The organism is Bacillus methanolicus MGA3 (genome assembly GCF_000724485.1).
Taxonomy (GTDB): Bacteria; Bacillota; Bacilli; order Bacillales; family Cytobacillaceae; genus Bacillus_Z; species Bacillus_Z methanolicus_A.
Window position 1 is genome coordinate 2,313,062 of sequence record NZ_CP007739.1, and the last position, 14,674, is coordinate 2,327,735.

At 36.1% G+C, this 14,674-nt stretch carries 13 protein-coding genes; 3 read left to right on the forward strand and 10 right to left on the reverse strand.

Annotated features, from left to right (window positions below; translation table 11 throughout):
• Positions 1-133: 133 nt before the first annotated feature.
• Positions 134-1,009, forward strand: a complete 876-nt coding sequence (locus BMMGA3_RS11240) for a hypothetical protein (protein ID WP_004435668.1) — start codon at positions 134-136, stop codon at positions 1,007-1,009.
• On the opposite strand, the gene BMMGA3_RS11245 is transcribed toward BMMGA3_RS11240, so the two are convergent.
• The 6 genes from BMMGA3_RS11245 to BMMGA3_RS11270 all read right to left on the reverse strand — a co-directional run bounded on the left by BMMGA3_RS11245 (position 975) and on the right by BMMGA3_RS11270 (position 7,612).
• Positions 975-2,531 (reverse strand): rhomboid family protein, encoded by a 1,557-nt coding sequence (locus tag BMMGA3_RS11245; RefSeq protein ID WP_004435671.1) that lies wholly within the window; start codon positions 2,529-2,531, stop codon positions 975-977. The genes BMMGA3_RS11240 and BMMGA3_RS11245 overlap by 35 nt on opposite strands.
• Before the next feature lie 441 nt (positions 2,532-2,972).
• Positions 2,973-3,554, reverse strand: coding sequence for a 5-formyltetrahydrofolate cyclo-ligase (locus BMMGA3_RS11250; RefSeq protein WP_004435676.1), 582 nt, complete (start codon positions 3,552-3,554; stop codon positions 2,973-2,975).
• A gap of 53 nt (positions 3,555-3,607) precedes the next feature.
• The gene (gene rpmG / locus BMMGA3_RS11255) at positions 3,608-3,757 is read right to left on the reverse strand and encodes a 50S ribosomal protein L33 (RefSeq protein ID WP_004435679.1); all 150 of its coding nucleotides are present in this window, start codon (positions 3,755-3,757) and stop codon (positions 3,608-3,610) included.
• Between the two features lie 76 nt (positions 3,758-3,833).
• Positions 3,834-4,427: a hypothetical protein gene (locus BMMGA3_RS11260; protein WP_004435682.1), complete on the reverse strand. Its 594-nt coding sequence runs from the start codon at positions 4,425-4,427 to the stop codon at positions 3,834-3,836.
• An 89-nt stretch (positions 4,428-4,516) separates the two neighbouring features.
• Positions 4,517-6,928, reverse strand: a complete 2,412-nt coding sequence (locus BMMGA3_RS11265) for a glycosyltransferase (protein WP_004435685.1) — start codon at positions 6,926-6,928, stop codon at positions 4,517-4,519.
• 3 nt (positions 6,929-6,931) lie between these two features.
• Positions 6,932-7,612: a DUF4912 domain-containing protein gene (locus BMMGA3_RS11270; protein ID WP_004435689.1), complete on the reverse strand. Its 681-nt coding sequence runs from the start codon at positions 7,610-7,612 to the stop codon at positions 6,932-6,934.
• A gap of 324 nt (positions 7,613-7,936) precedes the next feature.
• Here BMMGA3_RS11270 and BMMGA3_RS11275 point away from each other — a divergent pair, with 324 nt between their 5' ends.
• Both BMMGA3_RS11275 and BMMGA3_RS11280 read left to right on the forward strand, forming a co-directional pair.
• Positions 7,937-8,326, forward strand: coding sequence for a hypothetical protein (locus BMMGA3_RS11275; protein ID WP_004435691.1), 390 nt, complete (start codon positions 7,937-7,939; stop codon positions 8,324-8,326).
• A complete protein-coding gene (locus BMMGA3_RS11280; protein ID WP_004435693.1) occupies positions 8,319-8,834 on the forward strand; it encodes an endolytic transglycosylase MltG in 516 nt (171 codons plus the stop codon). The genes BMMGA3_RS11275 and BMMGA3_RS11280 overlap by 8 nt, the downstream gene beginning before the upstream one ends.
• 30 nt (positions 8,835-8,864) lie before the next feature.
• Here the strand turns inward: BMMGA3_RS11280 and phoU are convergent, their stop codons facing one another.
• From phoU to BMMGA3_RS11300, 4 genes are all read right to left on the reverse strand, one after another.
• Positions 8,865-9,524, reverse strand: coding sequence for a phosphate signaling complex protein PhoU (gene phoU / locus BMMGA3_RS11285; protein ID WP_004435697.1), 660 nt, complete (start codon positions 9,522-9,524; stop codon positions 8,865-8,867).
• Between the two features lie 78 nt (positions 9,525-9,602).
• Positions 9,603-10,403 (reverse strand): phosphate ABC transporter ATP-binding protein PstB, encoded by an 801-nt coding sequence (gene pstB, locus BMMGA3_RS11290; protein WP_237712862.1) that lies wholly within the window; start codon positions 10,401-10,403, stop codon positions 9,603-9,605.
• A 661-nt stretch (positions 10,404-11,064) separates the two neighbouring features.
• Positions 11,065-13,182: a peptidoglycan D,D-transpeptidase FtsI family protein gene (locus BMMGA3_RS11295; protein WP_412151048.1), complete on the reverse strand. Its 2,118-nt coding sequence runs from the start codon at positions 13,180-13,182 to the stop codon at positions 11,065-11,067.
• A gap of 242 nt (positions 13,183-13,424) precedes the next feature.
• Positions 13,425-14,651, reverse strand: a complete 1,227-nt coding sequence (locus BMMGA3_RS11300) for an MFS transporter (RefSeq protein ID WP_004435706.1) — start codon at positions 14,649-14,651, stop codon at positions 13,425-13,427.
• Positions 14,652-14,674 lie beyond the last annotated feature (23 nt).

Here is a 14,674-nt window from a genome sequence, read left to right on the forward strand (position 1 = left end):
GAAAGTTCACTGTGATTGATCGGACACATAGGTTAAAAATCATACAAGCACAGCATATTGTGCCGTCCCTGTCATATATATCATTAATAAAGACAACCATTTTTGCAATTATGTTTTCAAAGAGGGATATATAATGAAAAAAAATATTTTTCTGTTCATAACTATATGTTTTATTGCTGCATCGATTTTTAAACTATATCAGCGCCAACCGGTAAAAGAAAGCATTACCTTTTTTCCGATTGATCATAATGTAGTCTTTTCGAAAGCTTATACAAAATTGGATTTGTTGGATAAAAAAAAACATGATCAATATTCTGTCGCTTGGAAGATTGAATCTACACTTGAGCGCAAGGCATATTTGCGACAGGATATTGGCTTTTTATTTGCAAACGGCCGTTTAAAAGGGAAAATGGGAAAATGGAAACAAAATACAGCGTCTCTTACCCAAGAACAAATCATTCATGGGAAAGATAGCTGTCATCTAGAAGCTATTTCATTCCATCATGCCGAAATCCATTATAATAATGAACAAATCTTTAGTGCTCAAACGATGTCTGCCGACCATTTGTACGTCATTTATTCATCATTTCGTCCTTTGCAGTCTTTTCGGACTCCGGGAACAAAAGAAGAAACAGAATGGAAAACCACGATTGACAAAATTACGAATCAAGAGCTGGAATCAAGCTGGACAAACGCAACCGACCATTTTTCAATAAAGCGAGATCAATATATCAGTATACCATTGACAGCATTAATTGATTATAATTACCGTCCCTTACCGGGTTTTACGAAACATGAGACAGAGCGAATACTAGGCAACCTGTGGGAAGGATTGTATAAAAATTATTTCCTAGGAATTAAAAAAAGGAACGGCACCGTTGTTGATTCAGAAAACAGTATCGTTCCCCTTATTTTCCTTGCAAAGAACAAGTCTCATTTAATCATCATAACGGAGACTGCAGATGGTGAACCGATTATGTTTCGCCAGCTGATTCCCCGGAGCCGTTAATTTTTCTTAATAGGTCTTTATACTCTTTTTGGTCAGGTTTTATCCTTGCTGCTTTTTCAGCATGAATACGAGCTGCTTCTATATTATTTTCATGATAATAAATTAACGCAAGATTAAAATGAGCTTCATGAAAATCCGGTTTCATTTTAATGGCCTTTTGCAAATGTTCCTTGGCATCAGTGACATTTCCTCTTTTTATTTCCGTATACGACAGAAGAAAATAAAGATTTGCCGATGGTTTATTTTCTTTAGCATAATTATTTAACAGCTCATAGGCTTTATCATAATTTTTTGATTGAATGTATTCCTGGGCAAGGACGAGCACAGACTGCTCATCGACGTTTTGGGCCGCTTCTTTATATCCATATTTTAACAAACTAGTGGCAATAAAAAAAGCTAACACAAGAGATAATCCTTGAAAAAGGATTTTCTTTTTTCTTGGAAAATGAAGAACTCCGGCAGCTAAAAAACCGCCGATTAGACCGCCAATGTGGCCGGCATTATCGATTCCTGGAAGTGTAAACCCTAATGCCAAGTTAATCCCAAGGACAACGAGGATATTCATGCCCATAGTCCGGAAAAATAGCCGCGGATGAATGACCCCAAAATAAAGCAAAGCACCAAAACAACCAAAAATTGCCCCGCTTGCCCCTGCTGATAGGCTTGGGCTGAACACAAAACTAGCAAGCGAACCTGCAAATCCTGCAGCCAAATATATAAGCATAAATCGTACATTTCCATATATTCTCTCGACGACTGTGCCAAGGTAGTATAAAGCGAGCGTGTTCATCAATAAATGAAGAAGTCCAATATGAAGGAAAATAGGTGTAAAAAAGCGCCACCATTCTCCTTCATTAATTAACGGATTAAATTTTGCCCCAAATCGAATAAGCGTTGACGTATTTGTACTTCCTCCGTTTAACTCCAATAACAAGAAAACAGCAATTTGCAAAATCATAAATACATATGTAAAAAAGGGCTTCCCGTTATTAAAAACGGCTTTTTCAGCATTCATATGTTCTTTTGCTGCCTGCAATGCTGAAGCTTTCACTGCTTCAATATCGCTTTCCGAATAATCGTCCTTTAAGTCAAAAGATAATGATTTGCTAAAATAGTGTTCGAGATTTTGTAAAACATTTACAGTATTATTTTTTTCAATTAAGAATGTCATAACACTTGTTCGATCAGTTTGCGGAATTGTAAAAGGTTTTTCAATTCGGAACTGGTAATCGTCAACAGGCGGATAAGGAGTTACATACACATTAACGACAGAAAGATGTCTCAGGCCCAGCTGTTTTCTTATTCTTTCACCGTTCAATGCAGTCAATTCAATATCCCTCTGCATCCAATTGCTCCAATCAACATCATATCGCAGCATTCTTATAATCTGAGCTTGTTTATTTTCCAGTTTTTCAAGCCAAAGCTCCTTTTGATCAGCGGATAATTGAATAATCCTATACTGTTGGTTCGATATGAGGAAGTGTGCCAACCTCCAAAAAAGAAAATCCTCTCGAAAACTCAACTTTTCCCCTACTTTCTGATATTCATCTTTAGTGTTCAAGGATGTATTTTACATAAGATGCGATCCCGCAATTGTCTCTTTTTTTCATTTTTTTCTTACTAAATATTATAAACCAAAGACTGCCTTCCTTTAAAAAATGAGTTTCTGGGAATGAACTTTTCATAAAAAATAAAAAGACCTTTTCGGCCTTTTTAATACTGTCGACTTGGGTAAACAGATTGAATGATTCTATTCTGAACACCCGGAACATTCATAAAAATACTTACTAAGAAACGCCGGATAAAAGAATTTCCAAAAAGTACATTAACCAACCGATACCGATTTTGATAAATAATATAACACGCTGTTCCAATCATAATTATTGTTGTGAGCATTCGTATCATTTTTCATCCCTCCGTTCTTATTTTAAGAAAGAAGGGTGGATTTTATCCTGTTTACTGATTAGCACCTTTTTCCTTCAATTACTTCGATAACCTTCTTATCCGTAATCAGCTTCATAACAGGGATATCATGTTCTTCAACCGGAAAGCAATCAATCAACTGCTCTTCAAATGCAAGAGAAACCGTTTTTCCGTTGAAACTTGATAAATAACGGTCATAATAACCCCCACCATTTCCAATCCGATAACCATTGGACATAAAAGCAACACCTGGAACAATCATAAGGTCAATTTCATTAGCATTAACAACTTCTGTTTGGTCTACAATCGGTTCATATAACCCAAAAAAACTTGATTCAAGTTCGGAAAAACGTGTTAAAGAACGAAAAACCATCTTCTTGCTTTCGGGAATGCATTTTGGAACAGCGATCTTTTTTCCGAGCTCCCATCCTTTTCTGATAATTTGCAGAGTATCTGCTTCAGGAGGATTTGACACTGTTATAGCAATTGTTTTTGCTTCTCTCCAAAACGGATCGGTGAATAACCTTTGTGCAATTTGATAAGACTTATCTTCATATTCAGGTTTTTGCATATTAGCGAGCATCGCTTTTACTGCCTTTCTAACCATTTGCTTCGTTTTCATTTGCATCCCCCTAAAAATTGCAGCAAAAAAAGCAGCAGGAACCCTCCCACTGCTTATTTTGTTTCACGATGTAAAGTAGTACGCTTTTCTCTTGGGCAATATTTTTTTAGCTCAAGACGATCTGGATTATTCCGTTTATTTTTTGTAGAAATATAGTTACGATCTCCGCACTCAGTGCAAGCTAACGTAATATTCACACGCATGTTTTATTCCCTCCAACCTGTGAAAACTAGTTCATTTATACGACTTTTCTATAATATCACTTTTTAAAGTGAAATGCTAGTGTGTTTTTAAAAGTGCATTATTCAAGTTAATAAGCTTTTTCCTATCTACACCATAAATAACCCATGAACTTCCTTGTTTTGTTTCATGTCCTTGCAAAATCAAGTTGAGAGAAAAAATACTTGCGACTGCTCCTTTCGCTAAAGGCTGATAGCGAAGAATTCCCTTTTTCTCACAGCTCCAAATGTTTTCTGCTGGAACAGTCCAAATGGGCTGAACAGTAGTTGTTTCCATTCCATTTCCGTTTGTTTTGCCATTTATTAAATACAATTTTTTATCGACATGGTGAAAGATGACTTTTTCTGACGGAGAAACAAATGCAAGTTGATCATTTGATTTACTTTCATCGCTATACATCATTAACAGCTTTACTTCCTTTACTTCCATAGAATGATTTGTGACCATGATGTCATATAAACAAATTTCAGATTGAAGGTTTGTTCTCTTTATTTCAAACGAAACTTCTTTTTCCGAAATAAATGCTCCGAAATCATGTTGCGCCCAATAAGTTTTTCCTTCTATCCATAACCCTGGAGTCATTTTAAGTTTTAGTCTTTCTCCTTTATCCCCTGTTATGATTAACCCTTTCATTCTTTTCCCCCCCGTATAATTGTAGTATGAGCTCTTTTTAGATGAATTTCTTGTTTATCCGGAGCCTCTGAATTCACTCTAGATTTTATTCATATCTTCGTACTTAACAAAACATCCTCAAAAGTTCTTTTCGTTTCCTCAGCAATTCTTGTCCAGCTGAAAAGACTTTCAACGACTTTCCGGCCATTTTCCCCGATTTCTAACGCTCTTTGCCGGTCTTCTAGTATTAAATGAAGTTGTTGTAATAAGCTTAGCGAATTTCCTGGATCCATAAATAGGCCTGTTTTATACGGCTGAATAATGCCTTTTAATCCACCTGTTTCGGAAACAATGGTTGGTTTGCCAAAACTCATGGCTTCAAGGGCCACGATGCCAAAAGGTTCATAAAGACTTGGAAAAACAGCTGCTTCACATTGTGTTAAAAGTGCATCCCGTTGTTCATCCTGGATAAAACCAATGAAATAGACAAAGTTTTCTAACCCATAGTCTTTTACTTTTTGTCGGTACTCTTCAAGCAGTGGACCTTTTCCAGCAATCACAAAATATAGTTCATCACTTTTTGCTTTCATTTTTGTTGCTGCTTCAATAAGTGTGTCAAAGCCTTTCTCTCTTACCATTCTTCCAATTGAAAATATCATTTTTCTTTCAGGAAAAACCGGTAGGCCATCTAACAATCCATGTAAATCTAATTGGCCTACATGTTTAAATACACCATTAGGAATAATCGCAATCTTCTCTTCACTAGTATTAAATACATACTTCAATTCGTCCTTCATATACTCACTGCAAACAATGGCTTTGTCGGACGCTTGAAGGAGAATTTCTTCTTTCTTATGAATAAAATGCTGCATATCTGTATAAATTCCATTATTTCTTCCGTGTTCAGTCGCATGCATCGTTGTGATTAACGGAATATTTAATAAGGATTTTAAGGAAATCGCTGCAGAACCAACAAGCCAGTCATGGGCATGAATAACCTGAAAATCATGAACAGCCGCAAGCTCTCTGGCCCTGTTTGCCATCGCTAAATTTAGCCCTGCCACCCATGCGAGAAAGTCATCATCCTTTTCGTTCAATGGGGCAACCCTATGGATAAAAACCCCATCTCTCTTTTCAAAAGAAGGAAGATCCTCAGATTGTGCAGTAATCACATGAATTTCATAACCCAGTTTTGCAAGACTTTCCGATAACCCGTGTACATGCCTTGCAAGACCTCCAACTATGTTTGGAGGAAACTCCCATGTCAGCATTAAAATTTTCAAGTCTTGTCTTTTTGATTCATTTGTTGTTAAGCTACTTTTAGCTTCATTAATCCATCCCTTTAACGAAAGGTTCACTAAAATCGAATCTGAATTTTCCATATCATCCAGTTCAAAAATCTGCCTGTTGCCAACCAGTATTTCTTTAAGTTTATTAAAGGATGTAATATGTTCCTCAGCTGCTTCTTGTGTTTGTCCGCTGCCCGCTGCTATTCCTGACAACAGAAGCCAATGTTTTAGCATCTGTTTCAATATCCTTTTTTCAAAAGAATTCTCAACCAATGTACTAATCTTTTTTATTTCAGTTTCCATTAAAAAGCATTCTTCCAATATTGTTGATTCATCCGTAATCAGAGGTGAACTGTCATCTGCTGCCAAAAATGACGGACAAATATGAGCTGTTTCAGCTGTTTCCCCATACTCTTTTAAAAAACTAGAAACTTCCATCGAAACAGATGGATTGATGGCCATATTTTTTACTAAATTAAAGAAGCTCACTATTTCTTCAGATGAAAGATTATGTGCTGCAGTAAACACTTGTTTTGAATCATAAACAGAAACATTGGAATCGTATTTTTCTAAATAACTTCCTCCTAGCTCAAATTCTTTCTGTATCGGAAAAAATATTAAGCCGTGTGGAGAACGTATCGGTTTCTTTCCATTTCCAGAGGGCGTTGGATCTGCAAATTTTATCGTATCTTCATTGATAAAACTGTATTGAATTCCCTCATTCATGAGAAAAAGATCAAGGCCTGGCTCAAATGCTCCTTTAGGAAACCAAAATCCGGATGGACGAACCGAGAAACAACTTTCCAATATCGATAATCCTTCACGAATATGAGCTTGAATGCCGGCGGAAGTTGCGGCAAAAGGCAAAACTGCCCCTGTTACCGGCAACGCCAGAAGTTCAATTTTTTCTTGATTGATCAAACTCTGCACACTTTTGATAACACTTTGATCCCACTTCATCCAGATATCAAATAAACCAGGAAACTGATCTGTTTCTTTTTCTAAAAATTCTGTCATTTTAGCCTGAAATATTTCTTGACCGGCAACTTCATAATAGATAGGTGGGATCGCTAAATATATTTTTAGATTTTGCGGTTCATTTTCAAGTTTAAAAAGTATTTCTATTAATTTTGCTGTAAATACAAATAAGTCTTTTCTTACGTTCGAGTTGTTTTTAATGCTTATTAACGGCATATCCGTATAAAGAATGGGCAAAAAGAAAGGTCTCATCATTTTTTAGTCCTCCAAAGCTTCTTTCGTTTCATAAAAACTGTAAGTGCTTACATGTTCAACCCATTTAGGTGCACTCTTCCGTCTGTTTTGAAACCATTCAAGTTCTTTTGCCAATTCCCCTGCCTGTTCAACACCTGATCGAGGTGCATGAACAGTATTTGACCGCAAAATCGGTAAAAATTTCTGATCCGATAATTTAATACCCAACTCGGCACAATAACATCTGTTTGGCTTTAAACCTTCAAAAAACCAGCATTTGTTATCTTGCGGCAAGTAAATTTCAAATACATCGTGTGCATTGCTCCCATTAAACAGGATACAAGTCACGTCATACAAACGAAGCACAAGCTGAAAATCAGAAAAAGACCTCTGATAATAATTGGAAATCAGCATTTTCTGCTCTTCTGATAAACGCCAAAAACTATAGAGTTTATTAGGGGAAACGAGCCAAATACAGAGGTGGTCATCTCGATGTACATGTTCAAATTTCCTTGCAATAGACAATGGCTTCCCATCTTTTTTATGTTGGATTCGAGAACCAGTGTCTTGGCCAGAAGCTGCGGATTTCATTTTCATATATTTTTTCCACTGATATTGAACTTTTCCTACAGTCGAATTCAGCTCAACAGCAATTTTTCGAAATGATAGGCCTTTTCTGCGAAGCTTAACAATCTCTTCAATCATCTAATTAGGCACCTCATTTCTTTAAACTATTCATTGTATGAAAATAAACTGTAAATATTCTTTGTAATAATGTTAGCATTGACAGGTTGGCTAAACAATGAACGCATTTTGTCGGATTTTGTTTAAGCCTTTTCTTTCAAGTTCAATAGAAATAAAATAATTTGATTTCGACAGCAATATGGCAATCCTTTCATAAATCGACAGTTTCATTATATGAAATATTGATTTTTTTCGACCCTTCCTTTAAATAAAGATCCTCGAAATTTCCATATATATGCTAAAATAATAATGTTGTAATTACGACTATTAATTGAGGTGTAATTTATGGGGTGGATTTTTGCTGGACTCCTGACATTCTCTGTCCTTCTTTTCTTAATATCATTTTTTATGAGTGATCCATATAAAAAGATCCGTGAAGAGATCGATGAGCTTTCCATGCAGCAAATAAAAGAGCTTTATCAAATCAAAAAGAAAATAAAAATTTTAGAAGAGGAATTGCTAATCAGCGACGAAGAAATAAAAAAGACATTTTCAAGACCTAAATCCCCTAAGGATAAGAAACAGATACATGCCATCATTCGCAATCAAGTTCATCTTTTGGCACAACAGGGTCTTTCTGTCGAACAAATCGCAAAGCAATCCTCGTTAACCACTGATGATGTAAACAGAATCTTGCATGATTTTTTTCAAAGCCGAGGCGAAAAAGATGAATAAACGAACAGTCAGAGCATTTGCATTAGGAATTCTTTTTTCTGTAAGTTTGATTGGATCGGCTTATTATTTTCTTCAAAATGGAAAAAGCTCGTTAAGTAAAGCAAAACAATCCCTTGAAGAGAAAGGATATATTGTGTTGTCAAAGTCTGAGTATACAAATTTACAGAAACAATCAAAACGAAAAAACGAGGAGAAACAAAGCCAGGAAACCGTCAAAAAAACTGAAAATAGTCCATTAAATGTACATACAGAAAAAGGCAATGAGCAATCTTCCGGTTCATACTCTGAAGAAAACAATGTAATTTCATATGAGTTAAAAATAACGAGCGGAATGAATACTGAACAAATCGCATCCATTCTTTCGAATGTTCGGATTATCAAAGATGCGCAAGATTTTGAGGAATTTATGAGCAATAACGGATACAGCACGAAAATACAACAAGGGACTTTTCATTTAACTAATAAAATGAATTACAGCCAAATCGCCAAGATTCTGACAAAAAGTTAAAGGAGCAAGCAGACCGCTTGCTCCTTTCAATTAGTCATTTAGGTCATAGCGCCTACCTTTTACAAGATAGAAAACATTTTCCGCAATATTAGTTATATGGTCTGCTGACCTTTCTAAATAACGAGATATAAAAGATAACTGCGTAATTTGCGGAAGAAATTCAGGTTTTTGCTGGTTTATCAACAATAAGTCTCGAATGGTTTGCCCATATAATTCATCTACTTCATCATCCATTTCAGCCACCTTTTTGGCTTTTACAACATCTTCCTCAGTAAAAGCTTCAAGCGACATCCTTAACATTTCAGACGTTAGTTCATGCATTCTTTTTATATGCTCGATTGGCTTCACTAAAGGCTCATTTCCGATTCGAATTGCTGATTTGGCGATGTTAACTGCGAAATCGGCAATTCTTTCAATTGCAGTCGCAATTTTTATTGCTACAATAATGCGCCGTAAATCGATGGCAACAGGCTGCTGCTTTGCGATAAGCAGGATGGCCAAGTCATTGATTTCTTCTTCCAAATGGTCATCTTCCGAGTCATCTTCCATTATTTCGATCGCCAATTCAATGTTCTTTTCTTCCAAAGCCTTAATTGATCTCGCTAATGCTTTATTAGAAAATTCACCTAGTTCAATTAATTTGTTTTGCAATTCTTTTAAATCATATTCAAATCTTTCTCTAACGACCATGCTTATATCTCCCTTCGTCCCCTTGATATTGAAGAAAAATCGCGCGAAACTTGTGGTTCCGCACGATTTATTCGAAAATTAGCCGAACCGGCCTGTAATATAATCTTCCGTACGTTTATCGGAAGGATTAGAAAAGATTTTATTTGTATCAGAGTATTCAACGACTTCGCCGTTTAAGAAAAACGCAGTCTTATCTGAAATTCGGGCAGCCTGCTGCATGTTGTGTGTAACAATGATAATGCTGAAATCTTTTTTCAATTCTTGGACAAGTTCTTCCACCTTTAAGGTAGAGATTGGATCTAATGCAGAAGTCGGCTCATCCATTAAAATGACATCCGGTTCAATCGCGAGACAGCGTGCAATACAAAGGCGTTGTTGCTGGCCTCCCGATAAGCCATATGCATTTGTATGAAGACGGTCCTTTACCTCATCCCAAATCGCAGCCCCTCTAAGACTTTTTTCAACGATTTGATCAAGAGTCTTTTTGTCACGGATTCCATGGATCTTTGGGCCATAGGCAACATTTTCGTAAATCGACTTAGGAAATGGATTTGGTTTCTGGAATACCATCCCTACTTTTGTACGAAGCTCCTCCACTCGATAGTCCCTATCAAAAATATTTCGGCCTCGGTAAGTAATTTCTCCTGAAGTTCTCACACTGGGAACAAGCTCAATCATCCGATTTAGTGTCTTAATATACGTCGATTTACCGCAGCCTGACGGACCGATTATTGCAGTTACTTCATTTTCGTATATATCAAGATCAATATTTTTTAAAGCGTGATTGTCACCGTACCATAAGTTTAATTGTTTTGTTTGATAAACTGCCATTTTTTCTTTTTCTCTCATGTTTGCTGTCTCATCCTTGATAAATGTCATTTTTTCCTTTTCAATTGTTAAATTCATTTTGAAAAGCCTCCTTCATGCTTAAAAACAAATGAGCCGTTTTAAAATATTTTTTGAAACTTATTACGGAACAATACTGTAAAACAAATTCATTAAGAATTATTTGTTGATTGGATAGCCAAAATAAAAACCCCTTTTAACCAAACAACAAGATGAGAAGCTAAAATGAGCTTCCCATCTGCCTATTGTAGGTCTTACAGCCTTGCTTTAGACTTTCTAGCTTTTCAAGATCTTTCTTGTACTCTTTATCCGGACATTCTCAAGCGCAAACTTAATATGCTAATTAAAATTCAGTGAATTCAATTCCCTTTTTTTATAGTGCCAGCACTCCACTTATCAATGAAGAAAGTGCTAAGAACTTTAAGCCTTTCGATTTTATTTTCCTCCAAAGAGATTCAGTTGATCCCTCCTATAGTTACATCATAATGTTGAACTGTTAATTCGGTTTTAATTAAATGTAAAGCTTTTGTAAATTTAATTGAAAACTAAATGAAAGTATAGGAGGATGATTATTTCGCTTTTTTGAATACTACAAGACTCAATTTCTTGAAGATTTTTACAATTATTATCCCCCCCAAAAAAAAACTGCCTCGAAATTTGAGACAGTTTTTTGTGGAAAAGGGGAGCGCTAATGTCATTGACCCTGTTCTTCTTTGCGGATCCCTTCTTGGACATCTTTTATGTTTTCAACTTTTTGAACAGTATTTTCAAGATTTTTATTTTCTTCCATGCGTTTTTTCTTAAGTTCAAAGTAAGCATCCATTACTCTTTCGCCAATTTTTAGGTTAACCTTATGATCATGATTCCCTTGATATGCCCATGGGACCAAAACAGCCATGGCAATTTCCGGATGATTGGATGGTGCATACCCTACTAAACTCAAATTCATAACTTCCGGCGGTTCTTTTCCAAATTTTTTCCGTTCCGGTCCGTCATAAAATGCTTGCGCAGTACCGGTTTTACCTGCAGGAGAATAACTTTTATGACCAAAGTACCCAACAGCAGTACCTTTTGGCGCCTGCATAACTTGCCTGAATCCTTCCTGAACCCGCTTAATCCATTCTGGTTTCATGTCAATCCGGTTTAAAACTTTAGGCTCAAACTCTTCTATAATAGGACCAAGTTCATCATTTTTCATAACCGGTTCTCTAATTTCCTTTACTATATGCGGCTGAATGCGGTAACCATTGTTCGCAATAGTTGATACATATTGGGCCAATTGCATATTTGTATACGTATCATACTGGCCTATTACTAAGTCAAGTAGAAAACCAGGTTTTTTGTCTTTTCCTTTAAAGCCTACCATTTCATTCGGTAAATCAATCCCTGTTCTTATTCCTAGGCCAAATTCGCTAAAGTAGTTACGGATTGTATCAAAAGCTTCTGGTTTAAGAGGCAGCGGCTGATTATATTCATAATGCCCTTTCCCAATTTTCACGGCAATTTTAAACATATAAACGTTTGAAGATCTTCTTAAAGCATATAGATCATCAATAAGTCCCATGGTTGTCCATGATTTTTTTAATGGCGTCCCCTTGATTTTCATTGGAGCATCTAATTGCATGGTACCAGGATGAATTGCACCTGTTTTGTACCCCGTTAATACAGTTGCCCCTTTCACGGCAGAACCAACATTGTAAGAAGTAGTAATATTTCCAAGGGCATCATCCTGCATTTCTGTTCTTCCGGTTTTTTCATTTTTTACGATGCGTTTTCCAGCCATTGTCAAAATTTCACCAGTATTCGGGTCCATCAAGACTACATAAGCCCTGTCGAGCAGTGAAGTTCCTGGTTTGCTCTTTGCAGCCCATAATTCTTGTTCAATTATTTTTTCAACAGCAAGCTGAAGATCCATATCGATCGTTAGAACAAGATCCTTTCCTCTTTCACCTTCTGAAATAACTTCTGTTTTCAATACATTGCCTGCTTTATCAGTTATCTTCTTCACTTTTGCTTTTTGACCGTGAAGAATATCTTCATACTGCTTTTCAAGATAGCTTTTCCCTACACGGTCATTACGGTTATAGTCTTTTGATAAATAATAATCCAATTGTTCCTTTGGAAGCCCTTCGTCTGATGAAGACACATCACCGAGCACAGATCTCAATGTTTTTCCATAAGGGTAATATCGGTCCCAGTCTGTCGTTGTATCAACACCTGGCAGCTTTTCAAGGTTTTCACTTACGATCGCAATTTCTTTAGGTGTCACACCCTTATTTTTAACGATCTGCGGAGTCAATGCATAGCCGCTATTAAATTCCCTGTAGATGGCAAGAACTTCTAAATCATGCTTTGTTAATTGGCTAAGTTCTTTGTCTGTTATCCGTTCAAGCTGAAGTTTATATATATCTTTATCGTCAAGTTTTTTTTCTTCAAATAGTTTCCACTCTTTGTCAGTAATTTTTGCTTTTGCTTTTTCCGGGTTCTTCAAAATCCAATAATCCTTTTTATCCCGCTCTTGTACTTTGGAATAATCCTTGTGAATAAACTTTGCAAGCTTCTCTGCAACTTTCAGCATCTCTTTCTGGCTAATTCCCTGACTTTTTGTATAAGTGATTGCATTAAGAGGAATGTTGTCAACGATCACTTTCCCATTGCGGTCGAACATTTTGCCGCGCGGCACCGGAGTGTTTACCGTAATATCTTCCGTTCGTTCAATTTCGCGCTTAAAATCTTCGCCATAAACGATTTGAACAACTCCGAGTCTTAAAATTAGTAATGAAAATAAGAGAAATACAGCAAAAAACAACATATTTAACCGAAAGGGAACATGTGTCTTCTTTTTTTTCTTTTTATTCAATTTATCTCACACTTCCTTATGAAATCCTGCTTTCGTTAATTTCTATCAATCATTATTGTATATAAATTAAAAGTATTTTTCTATTACGGAAATTTTTCACAATCTGGCTTAATAATTATTGAACGGAAAAAAACGGGAGAAAAGGATACTCCCGTTCAAGTTGTAGATAGATAAAAACTTCCCCTGCCGAGGTCTTACTGTCCATTAATGCGAGATAAATTGATGTTCCTGACAAAAAAATAAATGCATGTATGTCCTGCGCCAAGAACCATTAACAATACCGGAAAACTCTTTTCTTCATTAAAAAACGTAATTGAAAACAAAAACATGAGAATGGAGACAATTCTTCCTGCGTTTAGAAAAAGTTCTCTGACAACAATATATTCAATTCTCATTTCAGCTGCTTTCCATCCCTTGCCGATCACATCATAAGTTAGCGACATGTACGGAACAAGCAAAATCGGATAAGCGATGGCAATCGTGGCTGCATAAAACAAAAGCTTTGGATACGTTATATCAAAAACAATTAAAAATATGGCTGCATAAAGAAGTATACCACCCAATAAGATTGCTTTTTTTCTATTTTCTTTTTTTATTACTCTTGAAACGGTGTAATATCCAATAAACGCAATTCCTGAGTTAATGAGGCCGAATGTTCCGAGAGCAAATTCGCTCCCCGTCGAAATAAAAACATACATAGATATCATAAATGCAAATGTTCCCTCTCTTAAACCTTGAAAAAAATGTGCATTCGTAATTAAGCGCCAATTCTTATTGTATTTTCTCTCGGAAAGTATGCGCAGAAACCAATAACTCCCCTTTGAAAGTCTTCGTTCTAAAAAGAAGCTTAGTAACACTGCCGCCGAAAACAATGTTAACGACAGTCCAAACACAACAGAATAACCTGTAAAATTTTTCAGACGGGAAATGATGTATCCCGAAAGCATAGGTCCAATCATCCCGCCAGCTGAAGTTAAAATTCCGAGAAATCCATTAAAAAAATCCCTCGTTTCCGGTTCTGTTATTTCAAATGTCAAGACGTTAAAAGCCAGCCAGTAAAACCCATATCCAATCCCTAACAGTCCCCCGAGCAATAAAATAAAATCTGAAGCATTGGACCCAAAAACTAAAACTGAAATATAAAATAAAGCTAAAAAAATAACTCCTATTCTGAGAACAATGACTCGGTCCACCTTTTTAGCCCATCGGCCGGCAAGTATAAAGGTAATTGGCTGTAAAACAACGATAGCAAGATTATAGAGGCCAATATCGGTAAATTGTCCAGATTGTTTCCAAAGATAAATATTTACAAACGTGTTGGAAAGTGAAATACTCAAAGAGTATAACCCTCCGATTAATAATAGCAATGTCAAATCCCTATTGAGTTCAACATCTCCAATCAACGATTTTAACTTACTCATAAAAAAAACTCCCCTTTTTACTC

Coding starts and splice junctions, on each gene's coding strand:
- BMMGA3_RS11300 (WP_004435706.1), bottom strand. CDS start 14,651: ATGAGTAAGTTAAAATCGTTGATTGGAGATGTTGAACTCAATAGGGAT.
- BMMGA3_RS11265 (WP_004435685.1), bottom strand. CDS start 6,928: ATGATGAGACCTTTCTTTTTGCCCATTCTTTATACGGATATGCCGTTA.
- BMMGA3_RS11280 (WP_004435693.1), top strand. CDS start 8,319: ATGAATAAACGAACAGTCAGAGCATTTGCATTAGGAATTCTTTTTTCT.
- BMMGA3_RS11275 (WP_004435691.1), top strand. CDS start 7,937: ATGGGGTGGATTTTTGCTGGACTCCTGACATTCTCTGTCCTTCTTTTC.
- BMMGA3_RS11260 (WP_004435682.1), bottom strand. CDS start 4,427: ATGAAAGGGTTAATCATAACAGGGGATAAAGGAGAAAGACTAAAACTT.
- BMMGA3_RS11295 (WP_412151048.1), bottom strand. CDS start 13,182: ATGTTGTTTTTTGCTGTATTTCTCTTATTTTCATTACTAATTTTAAGA.
- rpmG (WP_004435679.1), bottom strand. CDS start 3,757: ATGCGTGTGAATATTACGTTAGCTTGCACTGAGTGCGGAGATCGTAAC.
- phoU (WP_004435697.1), bottom strand. CDS start 9,524: ATGGTCGTTAGAGAAAGATTTGAATATGATTTAAAAGAATTGCAAAAC.
- pstB (WP_237712862.1), bottom strand. CDS start 10,403: ATGACATTTATCAAGGATGAGACAGCAAACATGAGAGAAAAAGAAAAA.
- BMMGA3_RS11270 (WP_004435689.1), bottom strand. CDS start 7,612: ATGATTGAAGAGATTGTTAAGCTTCGCAGAAAAGGCCTATCATTTCGA.
- BMMGA3_RS11240 (WP_004435668.1), top strand. CDS start 134: ATGAAAAAAAATATTTTTCTGTTCATAACTATATGTTTTATTGCTGCA.
- BMMGA3_RS11250 (WP_004435676.1), bottom strand. CDS start 3,554: ATGAAAACGAAGCAAATGGTTAGAAAGGCAGTAAAAGCGATGCTCGCT.